The organism is Streptomyces bullii (assembly GCF_042657145.1).
GTDB lineage: Bacteria > Actinomycetota > Actinomycetes > Streptomycetales > Streptomycetaceae > Streptomyces > Streptomyces bullii.
In genome coordinates this window covers 356,409-376,199 of record NZ_JBHSNY010000002.1, presented here as the reverse complement: position 1 = coordinate 376,199, position 19,791 = coordinate 356,409, and the positions used below count along the sequence as shown (strand labels likewise).

Below are 19,791 nucleotides of genomic sequence, written 5' to 3'. Positions count from 1 at the left end.
AGCGGGCGGCGGTTGCCGTCAGCCCCCGGCCGCGCGGCGCGCCGCGAACCCGACGACCGCCGCCACGCCCGCGAGCACCGCCACACTCGTGAGCGCCGCCGGCAGGGTGAACCAGTCCGCCATGAAGCCGATCGCGGGCGGCCCGAGAAGCATGCCGCCGTAGCCGAGCGTGGAGGCGACGGCGACGCCGCTGGGACCGGCGAGCGTGCCGGCGCGCTCGACCGCCACCGGGAAGAGGTTGGCCAGACCGAGCCCCGTGACCGCGTAGCCGAGCAGAGCCGCCCACAGGGACGGGGCGAGCGACCCGAGGAGCATGCCGCAGGCCGCGGTGGCACCGCCCGCGACCACGGTCCGGGTACGGCCGAGCCGTTCGAGGAGCGTCGTCCCGGTCAGCCGTCCCACCGTCATGGCCAGCGCGAAGCACGAGTAACCGAGGGCGGCGGCCCCGGGCGAGGCGTCGAGGTCCTCTTCGAGGTGCAGGGCGCCCCAGTCGGCCAGGGCGCCCTCACCGTACGCCGTGCACAGCGCGATCAGCCCGAACACGAGCACGAGCCCGCGGGTACGGCCGTCCGGACGGCCCTTGCCTCCGGCCTCGGCCCGCACCACCCGGTCCGGCGGCGCCGGCGACTCGTACCGCAGGAGCGTGCGCCCGGCGACGGCGGTCACCAGCAGCCCGGCGACGGTGAGGCCCAGCAGATGCCGGGCCGGCGAGAGCGCGCCCGCGACCAGCCCGCCGAGCCCGGCACCGATCATTCCGCCCAGGCTGAAGGCGGCGTGGAAGCTCGGCATGACCGGCCGTCGCAGGGCGGCCACCAGTTCCACGGCCGCACTGTTGAAGGCGACGTTGATCCCGCCGTACGCCGCTCCGAACAGGAACAGGACGATCCCCAGCGTGAGCACCGAGTGGGTGTGCGGGGGCAGGGCGACGCTGAGGCTGAGCAGGACGGCGCAGACGACGGTGACCCGGTGATTGCCGTACCGGCGGCACAGGCGGCCGGTGAGGACCATGGTGACGACGGCTCCGGCGGAGACGCCGAGCAGGGCCAGTCCGAGGGCGCTGGCGGAGGCGCCGGTCTGCTCCTTGATGGCCGGGATGCGCACGACCCATCCCGAGAAGATGAATCCGTCGAGGGCGAAGAAGGTGGTGAGGGCGATGCGGAGTCGGGTGAGGTTGTCGCCGTTGCCCGGCACGGCGTTGTGCGGGCGGGTTTTGTTTATTTGCGGCACAAAGTCAGGCTAGGGGGGCGCCTGGGGCCAGGCAAGGGGGAATCAAGGCAGGGGGATCCAGGGCATGGGGGATTCACGGCAGGGGGCTTCAGGACGAGGGGAGGGGAGTCGAGGCGAGGTAAGGGGGGAATCAGGGGAGGGGAGTCGAGGCGAGGGAGGACCGGGCGGCGGCGGGGATCGCGCCGGCGCCGGAGCCGGTGGGACGGACCGCACCGCTCGCCGCTCTTTCGGCTGCCCGGTCGGGGACCCGGCTGACACACTCGGTGGCCGCGGCGGGCGGTCCGCCGCCGGAAGGCGTGTCGGGGGTGGCGGCATGGCGGGACGTGAGGGCCGGAACAACATCACGGCGATCGTCGTGGGCGCGGGGATCGGGGGACTGGCCGCGACGCTGAGTCTGCGGCGCGCCGGGTGCGACGTCACGCTGGTGGAGCGGGCGCCGCGCTTCACGGAGGTCGGTGCCGGGATCCAGCTCGCGCCCGACGCCACGCGCGTGCTGCGCCGACTGGGCCTGCTGGACGCCGTCGCCGCACAGGCCACCCGCCCGTCCCACCTGAGTTTCCGCACCTGGTCCGACGGGGCGGAGATCTGCCGCTACACCCTGGGGCGCGCGGCCGAGGAGGCGTTCGGGGCGCCGTACCTGCAACTGCACCGGGCCGATCTGCACCAGGCCCTGGCTGCCGAAGTGCCGCCCCGCTCGGTGCGCCTGGACACCGTGGTGGTGGGCATCGACCAGGACGACGAGTGCGCGCACGTGACCACGGCGAGCGGCGAGCGCCTGGGCGCGGATCTGGTCGTGGCCGCGGACGGGGTGCGGTCCGCGGCCCGCCAGTGGCTCTTCGGCGCGGACGAGGCGGTCTTCTCCCACACCGCCGCCTACCGGGCGCTGCTCCCGGCCGACGAGGTGGCCGACCTGAATCTCCCGGACTACGCCGTCTGGCTCGGGCCGCACCGGCACGTCGTCCACTACCGGGTGCGGCGCGGCGAACTGCTCAACGTGGTGGCGGTGTTCCGGGCCGAGGCGGCCGAGGAGTCGTGGACCGCTCGGGCGGAGCCCGGAGAGCAACTGCGCGCGTTCGACGGGTGGGACCCCCGGGTGCTCAGCGTCCTGGAACGCGCGGGGCAGGTGTTCCGCTACGGGCTCTACACGCGTGCCCCGCTCGCGCGGTGGACCATCGGGCGGGTGACCCTGCTCGGCGACAGCGCCCACGCGATGGTGCCGTTCCAGGCCCAGGGCGCGGCCCAGGCCATGCTCGACGCGGACGTGCTCGGCGACGCTCTCACGGGTGCCGCGCCGGCCGAGGTGCCCGACGCGCTGGACCGGTACGCCCGCCGGCGGATCGCGACGGCGACGAGCGTGCAGGCCGGTTCCGCGCGGGCCGGTGAGGAGTTCCACCTGCCGGACGGTCCTGAGGCCCGGGCGCGGAACGCCCGCATGGCGGCGTACGCGGCCGAGCACGGGTTCGGTCCTCAGGCGACCGCGTGGGCGGCCGAGCACGGGTCCGGTTCTCAGACGACCAAGTGAGCGGTCGAGCACGATCCTCGGACGGCCGCGTGAGCGGTCGACGGCCGCGGCGAGCGGATGGCACCGTGAACGCGCCGGTACGGCGGAGCGGTGAACACCCGGGTACGGCCGAGTGGGTGCGCCGTGAACGCTCCGGTAGGGCCGAGCGGGTGGCGAGGTGAACGGCGCCGCGTACCGCCGAGCAGTCGGCGCTCACCGCCATGTCCGGTCCCCGCCACGCGACCGCGCCACGGCCCCTGGCCACGCGACCGCGCCACGGTCGGAGTCACCGGCTGGCTCAGGGGACGTCGGCCACCGAGAAGACCCCCGGCCCGCTGATCCCGTACAGCACCCCGCCCACCCGCAGCGGCGGCACCGAACTGGGCGACAACTCCTCGAAGGAGCGGCCCTCCGTGTCGAAGGACGGGGCGGTGCGCCCGATCTCCTTGCCGGTGCGCGGGTCGAGGGCGAGGACGCTGGTGTCCGGCAGGACGACGTACAACCGGCCGTCGTGGACGGCCGGTTCGCTGAAGATGCGCAGGTCCCGCGAGCTCGTCCACAGCGGCTTCCCGCGCTTGAGGTCCAGGGCGAGCAGGGTCTCGTTGCCGTAGTCGAAGATGTACATGGTGTCGCCGTGCACCAGCGGCGGCGCTTCCGGCTCCACGCTCCAGGGAAAATCGACACGGCGCGTCTTCCCGCTGTCGAGGTCCTGGACGAAGAAGGCGGCGGAGACCCCGGTGTCGTCCTCCCAGCGCGCGTAGTACCCCGTGCCGTCGTGGACCGTGGCCAGCCACAGATCGCCCTTGGGCGCCTGGACCGTGCCCAGCGTCCGGCCGGTGCGCGCGTCGAGGCGGGCTATGCCGCCGGAGCCGCCGCGCAGATCGGCGTAGAGCGTTCTGGCGGGGCCCGCGTAGAAGGGGCTCGGTGAGCCGGACGTCAGCTGACGCCGCCACAGTTCCTCACCGGTGCGGGGATCGTACGCCGCGTAGCGCGCGGTGTCGGACGGCCCGAGCTGGTCCAGGCGGACGAGCAGCACACCACCCAGGCACTCGAACTCGCCCACCGGGCCTTTCAGACGCCACAGCCGCTTCCCGGTCCTGCCGTCGTAGGCGTCCACGCCCTGGGAGCGGTCGGCGCTGCTGACGTACACCACACCGTCGTGGACGACGGGCTCGCCCAGCGAGAAACCGTCGACCTCCTTCTCGCTCATCGGCTTCGTCCAGTCCACGCGGCCCGTCGCGGGGCTCAGCCGCATCAGGGCGACCTGGGGGGAGGAGCAGAAGACGCCGAGGGAGTCGGGTGTGCACGCCGCGCCCATGCCGAACGGATCGTCCTTCCCCGGCTCCAGCGTGACGTGCCACGGCTTCCAGCCGGCCGGCACCGCACCACCGCGCGCCGCCCGCGGGCCGGTTCCGTCTGTCTCACCGGCCTCGCCCACCGTGCTCGCCGGGGCGTCATCCAGCAGGGCCGCCGACGCCGCGCCCGCCGTGCCGAGCACGGCCGCGGCGACGAGGGCGGTCCACAGCCTCCTGCTGCGCCGCCGGCGTTCGGCTTGCGGCCCGGGCCTTGCGGACGACGTCCCGGACGGCAGCGCCGTCGTGCCCGACAGTACGGTCACCGAGTCCTGGTACGGCACGTCACCGGGTTCTTCGCCGGGGGTTTCCCCGGCGGCTTCCTCGGGCGCCGCGTCTCGCGCGACGGGGGGTGCCTCGCCCGCCGGCACTTCGTGCGACACGTCCTCCGGCAGCGCGGCGAGCGCGTCGAGCACCTCGCTCGACGTCGGCCGGTCCTCCGGTTCCTTCGCCAGACACGCCGACACCAACGGGCGCAACGGCTCGGGCAGAGCGCCCAGGTCCGGCTCGCTGTGCACGGTGTTGTACGCGGCGAGATAGGCGTTCTCCGCCTCGAACGGGCTGTGTCCCGTGGCCGCGTACACCAGCACCGCCGCCAGTGAGAAGACGTCCACGGCGGGGCCGACCTCGCGTGGGCGGCTGAACTGCTCCGGCGCCATGAACGGCGGCGAACCCATCACCAGCCCGGTCTGGGTGCGGACATCGCTGCTGGCCGCGCGCGAGATACCGAAGTCGATGACGCGTACCGCCCCGTCGTCGCCCCCGCCCTCCAGCAGAAGCACGTTGCTGGGCTTGAGATCCCGGTGCACGACTCCCACACGGTGGATCTCCCGCAGCGCTTCGGCGAGTTCGGTGCCGAGACGGCGCAGCGCGGGCCAGTCCAGGGGGCCGGACTCGGCGACCCGCTGGGCGAGGGTGCGACCGGGGACGAACGCGGTGGCCATCCACGGCCGTGGCGCGTCCGGGTCGGCGTCGACGACCGGCGCGGTGAACGCGCCGCTGACCCGGCGCGCGGCAGCGATCTCCTGCCGGAACCTCGCCCGGAAGTCGGCATCGTCGGCGTATCTGGTGTGCACGACCTTCACGGCGACTGCCCGGCCCGAGGCCGATCTGCCGAGGTAGACGATGCCCATGCCGCCGGTCCCGATCCGCGATTCGATCCGGTAGCCGCCGACGGACCTCGGATCGCTCTCGCGCAGGGTCACAGCATCTCCTCCACGGGTTCTGGCCATGACGGTGCCGGTCGGGACCGTTCTGACAGGGACGGCTCACTTTAGCGGCAGGTCTTCGAGGCCGGTCGGGCGAACCCGGCGGACCCGGTGGGGTCAGTCGTTGCCGCGCAGCGCGGCCCAGGTCGCGTGGTCGACGACGCCGTCGGCGGTCAGACCCCTGTCGCCCTGGAAACTCCGCACGGCGGACTCGGTTCCGGCGCCGAACTCGCTCTCCCCGTCCCTGCTCGCCGCGGCGTAGCCACGCTTCGTCAGGATGCACTGGACCTGCCGCACACGCTTGCCGCTGTCTCCCGAGCGGGTGCGCCCGTTGCCGGAGTAGTGCGTGCAGTCGGTGATCCAGGGCGGGGTGGGGGTCGGCGCGGGCGGGCTGCTCGGCGTCGGGCTCTCTTCGGCGGGGGTGCTGGGCCGGGCGCCGGGAGCGGAGGGGGAGGCGCTCCGCCGCCCGGTGCCGGGGGAGTCGGTTGCCTCGGGTCGTGAGACGTTGCCGCCGGGGCGGGCGGCTCCGTCGGCGCTCTTGCCGGACGCGGGCTTCCTGCCGGAGGCGCTGGTGGGCGGCGGCGAGCCGGATGCGGCCTCGGGGACGGCGCCCTCAACCGTCGTACGGGCATCGGGGGAGGCGGCCCGGGCGTCCGGGCGCGTGAGCACGAAGACCCCCGCGGCGACCGCGCAGAGGGTGATGCCCGCGGTGACGGCCAGCACCGGTTTCCTCCGCGACCCGGTGCGGGTTTCCCCGCTGCGTAACGGGACGGCGGAAGGAGGCGCCCCTAACCCGGCAGGGAGTGCTTCCCCACGAACGGGGACCGCCTCGTCCCCCGGAGCGTCCGCAGCGGAAAGGCCGCACAGCACCTCGTACGCCCGTTGCCGGTCCAGCACGAGCGCGGCCAGCGGCTCGGGCCAGACGGCCGAGCCGGTGTGCGGCACGGCCGCCTCGATCAGTTCCTGCGGGGTGGGCCGTAGTTCCGGCTCCTTGACCAGACAGGCGGACAGCAGCTCGCCGAGTGCCGCGTCCGTCGCGGCGATGTCGTCGATCAGGTGCGGTTTCGGTTCCTCGAACGCCACCCGGTGCATCACGTCGACACCCGTGCCGTCGCCGAACGGAGCGTGTCCGGTCGCCGCGTAGACCAGCGTGCCGGCCAGCGAGAACACGTCCGACGACGTGTCGGTCCGCCCCTCCCGCAGATGCTCCGGCGACATGAAGGCCGGGGTACCCACCCGGTTGCCCGTGCCGGTGAGCGCGCTCGCGTCCACGGCCTTGGACAGGCCGAAGTCGATCACATACGCGCCGCTGACCGACAGCAGGACGTTGGACGGCTTCAGGTCCCGGTGCACGATCCCCGCCGCGCCCAGGCCGGCGAGCGCCTGCCCCATCTCCGCCACCAGCCGCCAGACCGCGGCGGTCGGCAGCGCACCGTCCTCCCGTACCGCCTCGGCCAGATCCAGACCCGGCAGGTACTCGGTGGCCATCCACAGCAACTCGTCCTGGAAGCCGGTGCCGCACAGACGCGGCGTGTGCGGTGTGCGGACCCGGGCGTGCACCGACGCCTCACGCTGGAAGCGGCGCCGGAAGTTGGCGTCGTCCGCGTACTCCGGTCTGATCACCTTCACCGCGACCAGGCCGGTGCCGCCGTCGCCCCGGCGGGCGAGATACACCCGCCCCATTCCGCCGCTGCCGAGCAGGGCCAGCGGCACATAGGGACCGATACGGCGCGGGTCGCCGGAGCGCAGGGGTGAGGCACCGGCCCGCCGCAGCGCGGCAGCCTCGTGCGCAGCCGGGACCGACGGCGTCGGCCGCTGTTGTGACACGCGTCCCCCGAAGTTGTCTTCGCCGTACGTCAGTTCCCCTGAGGGGAAGAAGAGGCTAGCCCAGCCCGGGCGTGTGTTCAGCCATTCCCTCACTTCCGCCACGCGGGTCAGGCGGGATGGCTGGATTCAGGTGCTTCGGGCCCAGGCCGGGCCCCTGCCGGCACCTGAGCCGATCCGGCTTGCGAGGTGGCGGCGGCTGTCCCATAGTCCGAATATGGACGCGCGTGAAAAGGCGCTCCACCAGGCGTACCACCACGCTCTGCGCTGGCTGGCCGACCTTCCCGAACGCCCGGTTCCCGCCCGCGCCTCGGTCGAGGAGATCGTACGCGCGCTCGGTGCCGAGCTGCCTGACCGCCCGACCCCGCCGGCCGATGTCGTCGACCTGCTGGCCAGCGCCTGCGACCCGGGGCTGACGGCGTTTCCCAGTGGCCGCTTCTACGGATTCGTCGTCGGGGGCACGGAACCGGCCGCGCTGGCCACCGACTGGCTGGTCAGCGCCTGGGACCAGAACTGCGTGATGCGGGCCGTCTCACCCGCCTACACCGCCGCGGAGGACATCGCGGGCGCGTGGCTGCTCGATCTGCTGGGCCTGCCGAGTGACAGCGCCGTGGGTTTCACGACCGGTGCCACGATGGCGAACTTCACCTGCCTCGCCGCCGCGCGCGATGCGGTGCTGGGGCGCGCCGGGTGGGACGTCGCCCGCGACGGACTCGTGGGCGGACCCGCCCCACGCGTCATCGTCGGCGCGGACCGTCATATGGCCATCGACCTCGCGCTGCGTTATCTGGGGCTGGGCGAACCCGAAACGGTGGCGGCGGACGATCAAGGACGTATCGTGCCGGAAGCGCTCCGGCACGCGCTGGCCACCGGCGGGCGGCGCCCCGGGATCGTGGTGCTCCAGGCCGGGGACATCCACTCCGGGGCCTTCGATCCCTTCACGGAGACGATCCGTGCCGCCCGCGACGCGCAGGCGTGGGTGCACGTCGACGGCGCCTTCGGGCTCTGGGCGGCCGCCTCCCCGGGGTATGCGCATCTGACGGTGGGCTGCTCGGACGCCGACTCCTGGGCGACCGATGCCCACAAGACCCTGAACGTCCCGTACGACTGCGGCCTCGCCATCGTGCGGGACGCGACAGCACTGCGCGCCGCCATGGGCCTGCACGGCGCCTACCTCATCCAGGCCGAACACGGCGATCCCATCGACAAGGTCCCCGAGCTCTCCCGGCGGGGCAGAGCCTTCACCGTGTGGGCGGCACTGCGGTCTCTCGGCCGGTCGGGCGTGGCCGACCTCGTCGAGCGGCTGTGCCGGCACGCCTGCGCCTTCGCCACCGGCATCGCCGACATCGACGGCGCGACCGTCCTCAACGACGTGGTCTTCACCCAGGTCTGCGCCCGGTTCGGCGACGACGCACGCACGCAGCGGGTCATCGACCGGTTGCTCGACGAGGGCACGGCGTGGATCAGCGGATCCTCCTGGCACGGCCGTCGCGTCATGCGGATCTCGGTCAGCAACTGGTCGACGAACGACGACGACGTGGCGCGCGCACTCGGGGCGATCAGGCGCGCGGCGGTCACCACGACCTGAGCGCTGCGGCGGTCACCGGGCGGCTGCCTCGCCCTGACCGGTCCGGGGCCGGCCCCGGACCGGTTGGGAGCCCGGTCCGGGACCGGTCAGGAGCCCGGCCCCGGACCGGTCGGGGGGTCAGACCGCGGGTGCCGGGAAGGTCGGGTACTCCACCCCGGAGACGTGCTGCACGACACGGATGACCTGGCACGAGTAACCGAACTCGTTGTCGTACCAGAGGTAGAGGATCGCGTTGTCACCCTCCACCTTGGTGGCGCCCGCGTCGACGATCGAGGCGTGGCGGGAGCCGATGAAGTCGCTCGAGACCGCGTCGGGGGCGCTGATGAAGTCGATCTGACGCTTGAGCGGCGAGGTCAGCGAGACGTCCCGGAGGTAGTCGAGGACCTCCTCACGGGTGGTCTGGCGCGCGAGCTGCAGGTTGAGGATCGCGATCGAGACGTCGGGCACCGGGACGCGGATCGAGCTGCCGGTGATCTTCGCCTTCAGGTCGGGGAGCGCCTTGGCGACGGCGGAGGCGGCACCCGTCTCGGTGATGACCATGTTGAGCGGAGCGGAGCGGCCCCGGCGCTCGGACTTGTGGTAGTTGTCCAGCAGGTTCTGGTCATTGGTGAACGAGTGAACCGTCTCCACGTGGCCACGCAGCACGCCGAACTCGTCCTCCATCGCCTTCAGCGGCGGAACGATGGCGTTGGTGGTGCACGACGCGCAGGACAGGATCTGCTCGTCCGGCTTGATGGTGTCGTGGTTGACGCCGTGCACGATGTTCGGGACGTCGCCCTTGCCCGGCGCGGTCAGCACGACCTTGTCGATGCCCGGGCGCAGGTGCTCGGACAGGCCCTCGCGGTCGCGCCACTTGCCGGTGTTGTCGATGAGGATGGCGTCCTTGATGCCGTACGCCGTGTAGTCGACCTCGGACGGGTCGTTGGCGTAGATCACCTTGATCTCGTTGCCGTTGGCGACGATCGTGCCGGCCGCCTCGTCCACGGTGATCGTGCCCTGGAACTGGCCGTGGATGGAGTCGCGGCGCAGCAGCGAGGCGCGCTTGACGAGGTCCTCACCGGCCCGCCCCCCGCCGCCGCGCACCACGATGGCGCGCAGCCGCAGGCCGTTGCCCGAGCCGGCCTTCTCGATGAGCAGGCGGGCCACGAGCCGGCCGATGCGGCCGAAGCCGTACAGCACGACGTCGCGGGGCTCGCGGCGGTCGATCTTGTTGGCTCCGGTGGCACCGGCGACGGCCTCGGCGGTGAACTCGTGCACCGTCAGACCGCGGTCGTCGTTCCTGTACGTCGCGGCCAGCATGCCGATGTCGATCTGGGACGGGCCCAGGTCGAGGGCGGTGAGGGCCTGGAGGAACGGCAGGGTCTCGGTGACGGAGAGTTCCTCACCGGCGATCTGCCGGGCGAATCGGTGGGTCTTGAGGATGCTGACCACCGACTTGTTCACCAGGGAGCGGCTGTGGAGGAGGACGGTGACGTCCCGCTCCCGGTGCAGCCTCCCGATGATCGGGATCATCGACTCCGCGATCTCCTCGCGGTTCTTCCAGTTGGTGAACGAGTCGTCGTTGACAGTCACAGGCTTATCTTTCGAGCTAGGCGGCGCTCATATGCTAACCGCACGCCGATTCGGGTCTGCGCGGAGGGTCTTTTCGGGTGCGATGCCCTGAAAAGAGGGAGGTGCAAGGGTCGGCCACCCTCTGAGATCCGTTGCCGATGGCCGATCGCCGAGCTGTCCTCCCTCGGCCGGAGTGCGGCGGGCGGCCCGTGGGCCGCCGGCGGCACGGCGTCCCGTCCGGTTGCCTGCGGCGCGGCGCCGGTGTCCGAGGCGGGGGAGGGCCGTAGGGCGGAAGTGGCGCCGGGGTGAACCGGCGCACCGCGTCGGCGGTGAGCGGTCAGGGTCCGTCGAGGCGCAGTCCGTCGTGGGGCTGGGCTGCAGGGCTCGTAGGTGGGCTGCGGCCCGGTGCCCCTTGCTCGCAGGGCGAGCACGGGCGTGAGGTGACGGAGAGCGGGAGGCGGGTCCAGTCGCCGGTGCACGCTTCGGCAGCGGTGGCCGGGGCACGGCCCGCCTGGACCCCTGACCAGCGGAAACCACGCTCCCCGGCCTTCGTCCCCCTGGTGCCGCTGTCGCCCGGCCAACCCCGCCGCCCCTGTTGCCCCCGTCAGTGCGGGGCCAGCATCCCCGCACAGGGTCTCCCGAGCCGGTTCAGCCGCTGGCGCACCCCCACGAGTGGCTGCCCGTGCAGTCGTGGCCACAGGCCTTCCGACCTGCACCGAAGCTCCTCCGGCCAGGGGTTCCATGCCGCCGACCGGGTGTCGCCGTAACCCGAGTGAACGTCCCGGATGGTGCGAATGTCCGGAATGCCTGACGGTAATTCACGTCGGGGTCGCGACAGGTCGGCTGATGAAGTGTCAGCTACGCGGCTGCGACGGAAGGACTCTCAGATGCGCTCTGCCCGCATGCTGCTCGCCACCGCGACGGCCACCGCCGCGCTGGCGATCGCCGCCCCCACCACCTCCGCGACGGTCTGGTGGGACCACGAAGACTCTTCCTCCAGCAAGGAGCACGACAAACACGGCAACCACGACAAGCCCCACGGTGGCATGCACACGGGTGGCGGGGCCTTGACGTCGGTCTCCGCGGACGACTGGGGCAGCGAGAAGGAGTCGAAGAAGGAGGACTCCTACTCGTACAAGGACGAGGACAAGTACAAGGACAAGGACAAGGGCGACCACGAGAAGCCGCACGGTGGCATGCACACCGGTGGCGGGGCGCTGACGTCGGTCTCCGCGGACGACTGGGGCAGCGAGAAGGAGTCGAAGAAGGAGGACTCCTACTCGTACAAGGACGAGGACAAGTACAAGGACAAGGACAAGGGCGACCACGAGAAGCCGCACGGTGGCATGCACACCGGTGGCGGGGCGCTGACGTCCGTGTCCGCGGACGACTGGGGCAGCGAGAAGGAGTCGAAGAAGGAGGACTCCTACTCGTACAAGGACGAGGACAAGTACAAGGACAAGGACAAGGACAAGTACAAGGACGAGCACGGCAAGCCGCACGGTGGCATGCACACCGGTGGCGGAGCCCTGACCTCGGTGAACAACGACGACTGGAGCGGCAGCAAGGACCCGAAGTACGACTCGGAGACCTACAAGGACAAGAGCGGCGGCGGGGAGTCCTGGAGCGGCAAGGACAAGGAGTCCTACAAGCACGACGGGGACTCCTGGAAGGGTGAGAAGCCCCGCGGTGGTATGCACACCGGAGGTGGCGCGCTCAGCTCGACCGGCGTCACCACGGGTGGACTCGCCGTCCTGGCGGTCATGGGCACCGGCCTCTACGCGCTGCGGCGTAAGAAGGCAGCCCAAGGCCTGGCCTGACCGATGCCCGGTCACATAGCCGCCGTGGCCGCCGCAGCACGCTCACCCCGTGTCGCGGCGGCCCGGCTCGCCCTCCCGCGTGTCGTGTCCGCTGCCGTGCCCGAGTGAGGTGGTGTCCGATGGCAGCCAACCCCCCTGCCGCTCCCGACCACGACCCGACGCCGACGCCCCGCCGACGCCGCCGCGGGATAGCGGTGCTGTTCTGGAGCGTGATCGCCCTGATCCTGGCGGTCAACCTGATCGGCGGCGGTGACGACTCGTCGGACGCCGACTCCTCACCGCCGGCCGCCGCGACGGTCCAGCTGCCGGCCGGCCCGGCGCAGGAGTCGCGCCGGGCGGACGACTCCCGGCAGGCGGAACCGCCCCGCCGGGCGGACGAGGCACGCCCCGTGGGCAAGCACCTCCCGCGCTCCCGGCCCACCCGTCTGCTCATCCCGAAGATCGCCGTCGACGCGCCCTTCACCGATCTCGCCATCGGCCGCTCCGGCCAGCTCGACGCTCCGCCGGCCCACGACACCAACCTCGTCGGCTGGTACGCCAAGGGAGCCTCCCCCGGTGAGCCGGGCACGTCGATCATCGCCGGCCACGTGGACACGGCGACGTCACCGGCCGTGTTCGTGCGGCTGAGCGAGCTGAAGAAGGGGGACCGGTTCCACGTGCTGCGCGCCGACCGCAGCAGGGCCACCTTCGTGGTCGACGACACGGAGTCGTTCGAGAAGGACCGCTTCCCCGACGATCGCGTGTACGCCGACGCCGATCGGGCCGAGGTCCGGCTCATCACCTGCGCCGGCGCCTACGACCGCAAGGCCCGGGACTACACCGAGAACCTCGTGGTCTTCGCCCACCTGGTCTGACACCGACGCCGCTCGCCCCGTACGGGACACGTCCGTACGGGGCGAGCGGCGGTGCGCTCAGCCGAGGACCCGGCCCAGTTCGATCCGGTCGATGTTCGGCGCCCACGCGGTCGGGTTGCCGAACGTCACCGTGTTGGAGCCTTTCTCCAGGTCGACGGGGACGCCCAGCGTCCAGTAGTCGTCCCAGCTCCAGGTGTTCTTGAAGGTGGCCTTCACCGGCGCGCCGTCGCCCACGGTGATGTCCGCCGTACGGGACATGATGTCCGTGTTGTAGGCGTGGCCGTTGTCCCGGCGCTCGTCGTGCGCGTAGTGGACGACCAGCAGGTAGCGGCCGGACCTCGGCGCGTCCACGGTGAACGTGGCGGTGCTCGACGGGCTGTCGCCGAGCCATCCGACGAAGGAGCCGGCGGAGGCGTGCGGCGAGTCGACGAGCTCGGCTCCGCCCGCGAGGGTGGCCGAGGCGCCTTCGTAGGACAGTGTGCCGGCGGTCGAGCCGGAGCCCGAGACGTCGAGGGAGCGGACGGCGGCGTGCCGCGCCGTCAGGGTGACGCGGTTGTTGCCCGCGACCAGGTAAAGCCGCAGCGGACGGCCCGGCGCCGCCGTCACCGTCTCGCCGTGCAGGGCGAGCCGCACCGCCGCCGACGCCCGCGGCACCACCGTGTAGTAGCCGTCGCGCGGGGCGTACACGTCGAAGACCGCACGGTCGCCGGAGCGCAGCACCAGGGCACCGGTGCCCACTCCCGCCGAGGAGGAGTAGTCGTACGACGGCCTGCCGCCGATGTCCGCCAGCGTGGCCTCGTAGGACGCGGACGGCTCGCCCGTGCGCGTCGTCAGGTCGATGCGGTCGAGGGTGACCTCGGCGTCGCCCTTGGCCAGGGTCAGCACGTGGGAGCCGGACGTGAGGCGGACGGTGACGTCCTTCTTGGCGCGGTAGGTCCAGTTCTCGGTGGAGGGGTAGGTGACCGTGACCGGGTCGCCGCCGTCGATGGACAGCTTCTGGGTGGCCGGGCCGCCGGACTGGTTGCCGTACAGGATCGCCAGGTCGTACGTCCCCGTCTTCGGGACCGTCACCGTGAAGGCGACCTTGCTGGTGGGCTGGTTGAGCGAGCCGACGTCCTTCGTGCCGGAGGCCGCGTAGCCGTTGGCGTTGCTCACCGTGCCCTGGGTGTAGACCTTGCCGTCGGTGAGGGCCGCGTCCTCGGCCTCGTACGACGCCGACCAGGGGACGGAGGCGGGAGAGGGGGTGCCGGAGCCGCCCGGGGTGAGGACGATCCGGTACGCCGACATCTTGTGCATGCCGCGCAGCGGGACGGTCACCGAGCCGTCGTCCGCCACCGTCACCTTGGTCCGGGTGAGGACGCGCGGCGTCGCGTGCTGCCCCTCGTAACCGGACCACGCCGCCTCCGCGACGGTCGCGGTGACCGTCCGGCCGAAGACGGACGGGGAGACGTTCTTCACCACCACGTCCGAGTCGCCGGCCGATCCGCCGAGGAGCACCTGGGCCTGGCGGCGGGAGGTGTCGAGGGAGGCGAGGCCCTGGAGGGTGTCGACGGTGTTCGGCCGCGGCGGGGTCACCTTGACCGTGTCGCCGGTCATGCCCGCGTACCAGCGGAAGAACCACCAGCCGCCGTTGGGGATGTTGGAGCGCACCACATGGCCGCTGAGGTTGCCCGCGGCGTCCCAGTAGGCCATGTTGGCGTACACCTTGTTGCGCTCGAACATCGAGACCCACTGCACGAGCTGCCCCGGCACGGACAGGTCACGGCGGTTGGCGTACTCGTCGATGTTGATCTTCAGCGGGGCGATGCCCGCCTCGCGCTCCAGCCCGCGGTAGTCGTCGTAGTGCGCCTGGAAGTCGCGCAGCGAGCCGGAGCCCAGTTCGTGCCAGGTCATCACCTGGGGGAGGACGTTCTCGCGCTTGGCGAAGGCGAGGAAGTCCCTCAGCAGACGGGTGTGGTACGCGGCCTCGTTGGGGCCGGCGATCCGGGCGGCGGGGTCGATGGCGCGGATGCGGTGGTACACCGTCTTCCAGTCCTTGAAGAACCGGTCGCGGTTCTTCTCGTACGTGGCCTGGTCGGAGACGCCGAGGTGGTACCAGATCTGGTCGGGCTCGTTGAACGGGATGTAGACGAACCGGTCGCTGTTCGGGTCCGCCGAGACCTCCTTGACGATCTTGTCGACCTTGGGGAGGTAGTCGTCGATGCCGAGGTCCTCGTACGGCCACTTGGCGTAGACGTCCTGCATCATCACGTTGATCTCGCCGCCGCCGTTGCGGAAGAACGCCTTGGAGACGGTCAGCGCGTCACCGTTGGGGTGCTGGGCGCCGCCCTCCGGCTTCTGAGAGATGCTGGTGACCTTCAGGGGCTCCAGCGCGGCGTCGCTGGGCACCCCGTCGTCGCTGAGCCCGTACAGCGCGCCGTTGGCGCCGAGCATGACCGGGCCTTCGGAGGAGGCGAGGTCGACGGTCAGGCGCTGCGGTTCGGCGGCGGAGGCGGGTCCGGCGGCGGGGAGGGTGCCTGCCATGGCGGTGACTCCAAGTACGGCGGTGAGCAAGGCATTTCTGGTGCGGGATCTCGTGCGGGCGGGGGTGATCACGCTGCTGGACCTCCGGTCATTTGACGGCTCCACTGGTGATTCCGGACACGATCTTTCGCTGGCCGACGAGGAACACGGCGACCATCGGCAGGCTCATCACCACGACGTACGCGAAGACGAGATGCCAGTTGTTGAGGTAGAGCTGGGCGCCGGCGACCTGGTAGAGGTTCAGCGGGAGGGTGGCCCGCTCGCCGCCGCCGAGGACGAAGAAGGCGTAGAAGACGTCGCTCCAGGCGTAGAGCATCACCATGATCGTCGCGGTGGCGATCACCGGCCTGAGCAGGGGAAGGACGATCCGCCAGAAGATCCGTGCGGGGCTCGCCCCGTCCATCCGCGCCGCCTCCTCCAGCTCCAGGGGAAGGGCGCGGATAAAACCGGTCATGAAGAAGATCGACGTCGACAGGTACATGCCGGTGTAGACGGCGATCATGCCGGGGCGGGTGTTGGCCAGCCCGAGCTGGCGCAGCTCCATCACGATGGTGATGACGGCGGGCGGCAGCAGCAGTCCGCTGACGCACAGCGCGTACGCCGCCGAGACCAGCCTGGATGTGCGGCGGGCGAAGACCCAGGCGGCGCCCGCCCCGAGGATCAGCACCAGGACCACAGAAGGCACCACGACCAGCAGGGAGTTGAGGAAGCCGCGCAGCATCTCGCCCTCGCTGACGGCGTCCATGTAATTGCCCGCGGGCTGCCAGTGCCGGGGCAGGTCCAGGTTCGGCCGGATGGCCTCCGCCTGCGGCTTGGCCGAGGTGACGGCGACCAGCCACAGCGGGACGCCGACGGCGAGCCCCGCGAGCAGGACGACGAGGGCCGGGCGGCCGTACCGCCACACCGGGGTCACAGCATCTGCTCCCTTCGCCTCAGGCCGATGACCAGCGGGATCGCCACCGCGACCACGACCAGGAACAGGACGAGGCTCATCGCCGAGGCCTGGGCGTACAGGCCCTGTCCGAAGATCCGGAACATGTAGATGTTGAAGACCTCCGTGGAGGCGGCGGGACCTCCGCCCGTCGTGGCCTGCACGATGTCGAAGGTGTTCATCGAACCGATCAGCGCCGTGGTGACGTTGAAGGTGACGGCCGGGGCGAGCATCGGCCGGCGCACCGACCAGAACGTCCGCCACGGCCCGGCGCCGTCCATCCGCGCGGCCTCCAGCATGTCGCCGGGGATGCCCTTGAGCCCGGCCAGATAGATCAGCATGGACAGGCCCATCCACTTCCAGCCGTGGATGAGGGTGACGATCACCAGCGTCCAGGTCGTGGAGCCCAGCCACGGAATGTCCGTGCCGAGGAGGGAGTTCAGAGCGCCGTCCTGGTCGAGCAGGGCCTGGAAGACGTAGCCGGTGGCGAGCGCCGAGATGAGCACCGGCAGGAAGAACACGGCACGGAAGAACCGGTTGAAGCGGGTGTCGTCCTCCAGCAGCAGCGCCAGCGCCAGCCCGAAGCCGTTCTGGAACAGCGCGGCCAGCAGGGCGTACAGCAGGGTCGTACGGATCGCGCGCAGCAGCGAGCCGTCGTCGGCGATGGTCCGGAAGTTGTCCAGGCCCGTGAAGGCGATGTCCGCGTGGTACGAGGACCAGTTGGTGAACGGGTAGTAGAAGTTCAGCAGGTTCGGCACCAGGAAGAAGCCCGCGAAGACGGCGATCGCGGGCAGCGCGAACCACCAGGGGTGGTGCACGGCGGCGCGCGGGAGCCGTCCCACGCTCTTCGGTGTGCCCTGCGCGGAGGGCTGCTTGCGGGTGCGTACGACCGTGTCCGCCATGGTCAGAACCCGGGCGCGCCCTGGGCCTTGGCCACCTGCGCGAACTGGTCCTGGATGGCCTGGGCGACCTGCTGCGGGCTCTTCTTGCCGAAGATCATGTCGGCGAGGTAGAGGTGTGTGTCCGGGGCGACGATCGCCTTGGCCTGGAAGACGCCGATGGCCTGGGGCAGGGCCGAAACCTGGGCCTTGGAGGTCTCGGGCAGGCCGTCGGGGGTGGGCACGGACGGCTGCACGGACGGGATCTTCATCGTCTTGATGTAGGCCGGGTAGTCCGGGCCGAGCCAGAAGGCGAGGAACTGCCGCGCCGCGTTCTGCCGCTTCTCGTCACCGGTCTTGAAGGCGACGACGCCGTTGGTCTGGTCGGGGGAGTACAGGCCGGTGGCCGAGGAGTTGGCGACCGGGAACCAGCCGATCTTCCGGTCGATCTCGGCGGTGGAGTACTTGGCCTGCAACTGGGTCTGGAAGGACGTGACGTTGAGGACCATGCCGGCCTCGCCCTTCCACAGCGCGTCGGCCTGCCCGGTGAAGGTGCCGGTGCGGTGGTTCTTCTGGGCGAGCCCCGCGTCGAGCAGCTTCTCCTTGTACTTCTTGACGGCGCCGACGACGACCGGGTCGGTCCACTTCTCCTTGTTGGCGTTCAGGTCCGCCCACCACCGCTCGTCGAGGTCGGTGAGCTGGACCTGCATCTGCCACTGCAGGGGCCACTTGTCGCCGCCGGCCTCGTAGAAGGCCGCCGCGTCCGTCCGGTCGACGATTCTGTGGCCGAGGGCCAGCAGGTCGTCGTACGAGGTCGGGAAGTCCTTCTCGGTGAGTCCGGCCTGCCGGAAGACGTCCTTGTTGTAGTAGACGCCGAGCATCGCGGGGCTGGTGACGATCGCCGCGTAGCGTTTGCCGTCGATGACGCCGAGGGACTTCTCGGTGTCGCCGAGCCTGGAGACCCACGGCTCGCCGTCGAGGGTGAGGAGGTTCTGCTTCGGCTGGACGAAGGGCAGTGTCGAGATCGACGGCTGCCAGAACATCAGGTCCGGGCGGTCGCCGGAGGCGAGTTTCGTCGGCACGTTCTGCTCGTACAGGTCAGGGATCGCCTGCGTCTCGACCTTCGCGCCGGTGGCCTTCTCGAAGGCGTCGATGACCTGCCGGGGCGCGTTGACCGTGTTCTGCGCGGTCCACATGGTCAGCTTCACGCCGTCCAGACGGGCGGTGGGGTTGACCGCCGTCCGCCCGGCGTCCGCACCGGAGCCCGAACCGGAGTCCCCGGCGGTGGGATCGCTGCACGCGGTGGCGGCCAGGCCGAGGGCACATATCAGCGCCAGGGCGGGGAGAGCTCTTGTCTGCATCACGTGCCTTTCGAGAACGGGCGGTTCAGGGGCAGGACTCAGCAGCGAGGCGTGCACGGGCAGTTCAGGCGCGGTCGGGCGGCGGGCCCGAGCTCTCCCGCACCACCAGCTCCGGCACGGAGACGGGATGGGGGGCGACTCGCGCGGACTCCTCCACCGCCCCGTGCAGCAGGGCGAACGCGGCCCGTCCGAGGCCGGTGAAGTCCAGGCGTACGGTCGTCAGCGCCGGGGTCAGATAGGCGGAGTGCGGGGCGTCGTCGAACCCGGCCACGCTCACCTCGCCGGGCACCGCGCGGCCCGCCTCGTGCAGGGCGCGCAGCAACCCGAGCGCGAGGTCGTCGTTGCCGCACAGGATCGCGGTGACGGCCGGGTCACCGGCCAGCTTGCGGCCCGCCGCGTGGCCGCCGGCCGGGCCCCAGCTGCCCTGCACTGGACGGGGCTCGGGAGCGCCCGCCTCCTTCAGCGCCTGCCGCCAGCCGCTGGTGCGGGCGCTGGTGCGACGGGTGCTGGACGGGATGGCGACGTAGTGCACGGTCGCGTGGCCGAGGGAGAGCAGATGGCGGGTCGCCTGGTAGGCAGCCTCACGGTCGTCGGTCCACACCCAGGGGCGGTCGTCGCCGGGGGGGCTCGCCGGGGTCTCGACCACGCCGACCACCGGCAGTCCGGCGGGGACGGCGCCAAGCGCCCGGACACCGGCCGGATCGTAGGCGATCACGATCAGCCCGCCGCCCGCGTCCGTCGCCCGCTGCACCTGGGCGGCGACGGCTGCCTCCTCGGCCGATTCGAGGACCCCGATCCCCACGGCGTAGGAGGCGGCGCGGGCGGCCTCCTCGATGCCCTGGAGGATCGAGGCGTAGCCGTAGTGGGTGGTGTTGGCGGTGAGCACGGTCACGGCCCGGCTGCGGCCGCTGGCCAGGGCGAGGGCGGTGGCGTTGCGCCGGAAGCCCAGCTCGTCGATGGCCGCCAGCACCCGTTCCCGCGTGGACGGCTTGACGCTGGGGTGGCCGTTGATCACCCGGGAGACGGTCTGGTACGAGACCCCCGCGGCGGTCGCGACGTCCCGGATGCTCGCCGGGCGCCTTGTGTGACCGGTCACATTCATGCGAGGATTGTGACCGGTCACACAACGGTCGTCAAGAGACCGTGACGAGGGATCCACGCGACTGACCCGGG

The 19,791-nt window shown here is 71.5% G+C and carries 13 protein-coding genes; 4 read left to right on the top strand and 9 right to left on the bottom strand.

Annotation, left to right across the window (positions count from 1 at the left end; translation table 11 throughout):
- Positions 1-18 precede the first annotated feature (18 nt).
- Positions 19-1,191: an MFS transporter gene (locus ACFPZJ_RS05815; protein ID WP_381018982.1), complete on the bottom strand. Its 1,173-nt coding sequence runs from the start codon at positions 1,189-1,191 to the stop codon at positions 19-21.
- 376 nt (positions 1,192-1,567) lie between these two features.
- Here ACFPZJ_RS05815 and ACFPZJ_RS05810 point away from each other — a divergent pair, with 376 nt between their 5' ends.
- On the top strand, positions 1,568-2,749 hold the full coding sequence (locus ACFPZJ_RS05810; RefSeq protein WP_381018980.1) for an FAD-dependent monooxygenase: 1,182 nt from the start codon (positions 1,568-1,570) through the stop codon (positions 2,747-2,749).
- Positions 2,750-3,026: 277 nt separating this feature from the next.
- Here the strand turns inward: ACFPZJ_RS05810 and ACFPZJ_RS05805 are convergent, their stop codons facing one another.
- Together ACFPZJ_RS05805 and ACFPZJ_RS05800 are read right to left on the bottom strand one after the other, a co-directional pair.
- Positions 3,027-5,285: a protein kinase domain-containing protein gene (locus tag ACFPZJ_RS05805; RefSeq protein WP_381018140.1), complete on the bottom strand. Its 2,259-nt coding sequence runs from the start codon at positions 5,283-5,285 to the stop codon at positions 3,027-3,029.
- 120 nt (positions 5,286-5,405) lie between these two features.
- On the bottom strand, positions 5,406-7,115 hold the full coding sequence (locus tag ACFPZJ_RS05800; RefSeq protein WP_381018137.1) for a protein kinase domain-containing protein: 1,710 nt from the start codon (positions 7,113-7,115) through the stop codon (positions 5,406-5,408).
- Between the two features lie 214 nt (positions 7,116-7,329).
- On the opposite strand from ACFPZJ_RS05800, the gene ACFPZJ_RS05795 reads away from it, so the two are divergent.
- Complete coding sequence (locus ACFPZJ_RS05795; protein WP_381018134.1) at positions 7,330-8,700, top strand: pyridoxal phosphate-dependent decarboxylase family protein; 1,371 nt, start codon at positions 7,330-7,332, stop codon at positions 8,698-8,700.
- A 117-nt stretch (positions 8,701-8,817) separates the two neighbouring features.
- On the opposite strand, the gene ACFPZJ_RS05790 is transcribed toward ACFPZJ_RS05795, so the two are convergent.
- Positions 8,818-10,272, bottom strand: coding sequence for a glyceraldehyde-3-phosphate dehydrogenase (locus ACFPZJ_RS05790; protein ID WP_381018131.1), 1,455 nt, complete (start codon positions 10,270-10,272; stop codon positions 8,818-8,820).
- Positions 10,273-11,138: 866 nt separating this feature from the next.
- Between ACFPZJ_RS05790 and ACFPZJ_RS05785 the strand changes: the two genes are divergently transcribed.
- Both ACFPZJ_RS05785 and ACFPZJ_RS05780 read left to right on the top strand, forming a co-directional pair.
- Complete coding sequence (locus ACFPZJ_RS05785; RefSeq protein ID WP_381018128.1) at positions 11,139-12,071, top strand: hypothetical protein; 933 nt, start codon at positions 11,139-11,141, stop codon at positions 12,069-12,071.
- A 119-nt stretch (positions 12,072-12,190) separates the two neighbouring features.
- Positions 12,191-12,925: a class F sortase gene (locus ACFPZJ_RS05780; RefSeq protein ID WP_381018125.1), complete on the top strand. Its 735-nt coding sequence runs from the start codon at positions 12,191-12,193 to the stop codon at positions 12,923-12,925.
- 57 nt (positions 12,926-12,982) lie between these two features.
- Here the strand turns inward: ACFPZJ_RS05780 and ACFPZJ_RS05775 are convergent, their stop codons facing one another.
- The 5 genes from ACFPZJ_RS05775 to ACFPZJ_RS05755 form a co-directional block, all read right to left on the bottom strand.
- Positions 12,983-15,448, bottom strand: a complete 2,466-nt coding sequence (locus ACFPZJ_RS05775) for a CBM35 domain-containing protein (protein WP_381018122.1) — start codon at positions 15,446-15,448, stop codon at positions 12,983-12,985.
- Between the two features lie 88 nt (positions 15,449-15,536).
- Positions 15,537-16,361 (bottom strand): carbohydrate ABC transporter permease, encoded by an 825-nt coding sequence (locus ACFPZJ_RS05770; protein WP_381018119.1) that lies wholly within the window; start codon positions 16,359-16,361, stop codon positions 15,537-15,539.
- Entirely contained in the window at positions 16,358-17,281 is a 924-nt protein-coding gene (locus ACFPZJ_RS05765) for a carbohydrate ABC transporter permease (protein ID WP_381018116.1), read from the bottom strand. The genes ACFPZJ_RS05770 and ACFPZJ_RS05765 overlap by 4 nt, the downstream gene beginning before the upstream one ends.
- 2 nt (positions 17,282-17,283) lie before the next feature.
- On the bottom strand, positions 17,284-18,618 hold the full coding sequence (locus ACFPZJ_RS05760; protein WP_381018113.1) for an ABC transporter substrate-binding protein: 1,335 nt from the start codon (positions 18,616-18,618) through the stop codon (positions 17,284-17,286).
- A 64-nt stretch (positions 18,619-18,682) separates the two neighbouring features.
- The gene (locus ACFPZJ_RS05755) at positions 18,683-19,720 is read right to left on the bottom strand and encodes a LacI family DNA-binding transcriptional regulator (RefSeq protein ID WP_381018111.1); all 1,038 of its coding nucleotides are present in this window, start codon (positions 19,718-19,720) and stop codon (positions 18,683-18,685) included.
- Positions 19,721-19,791: the final 71 nt, after the last annotated feature.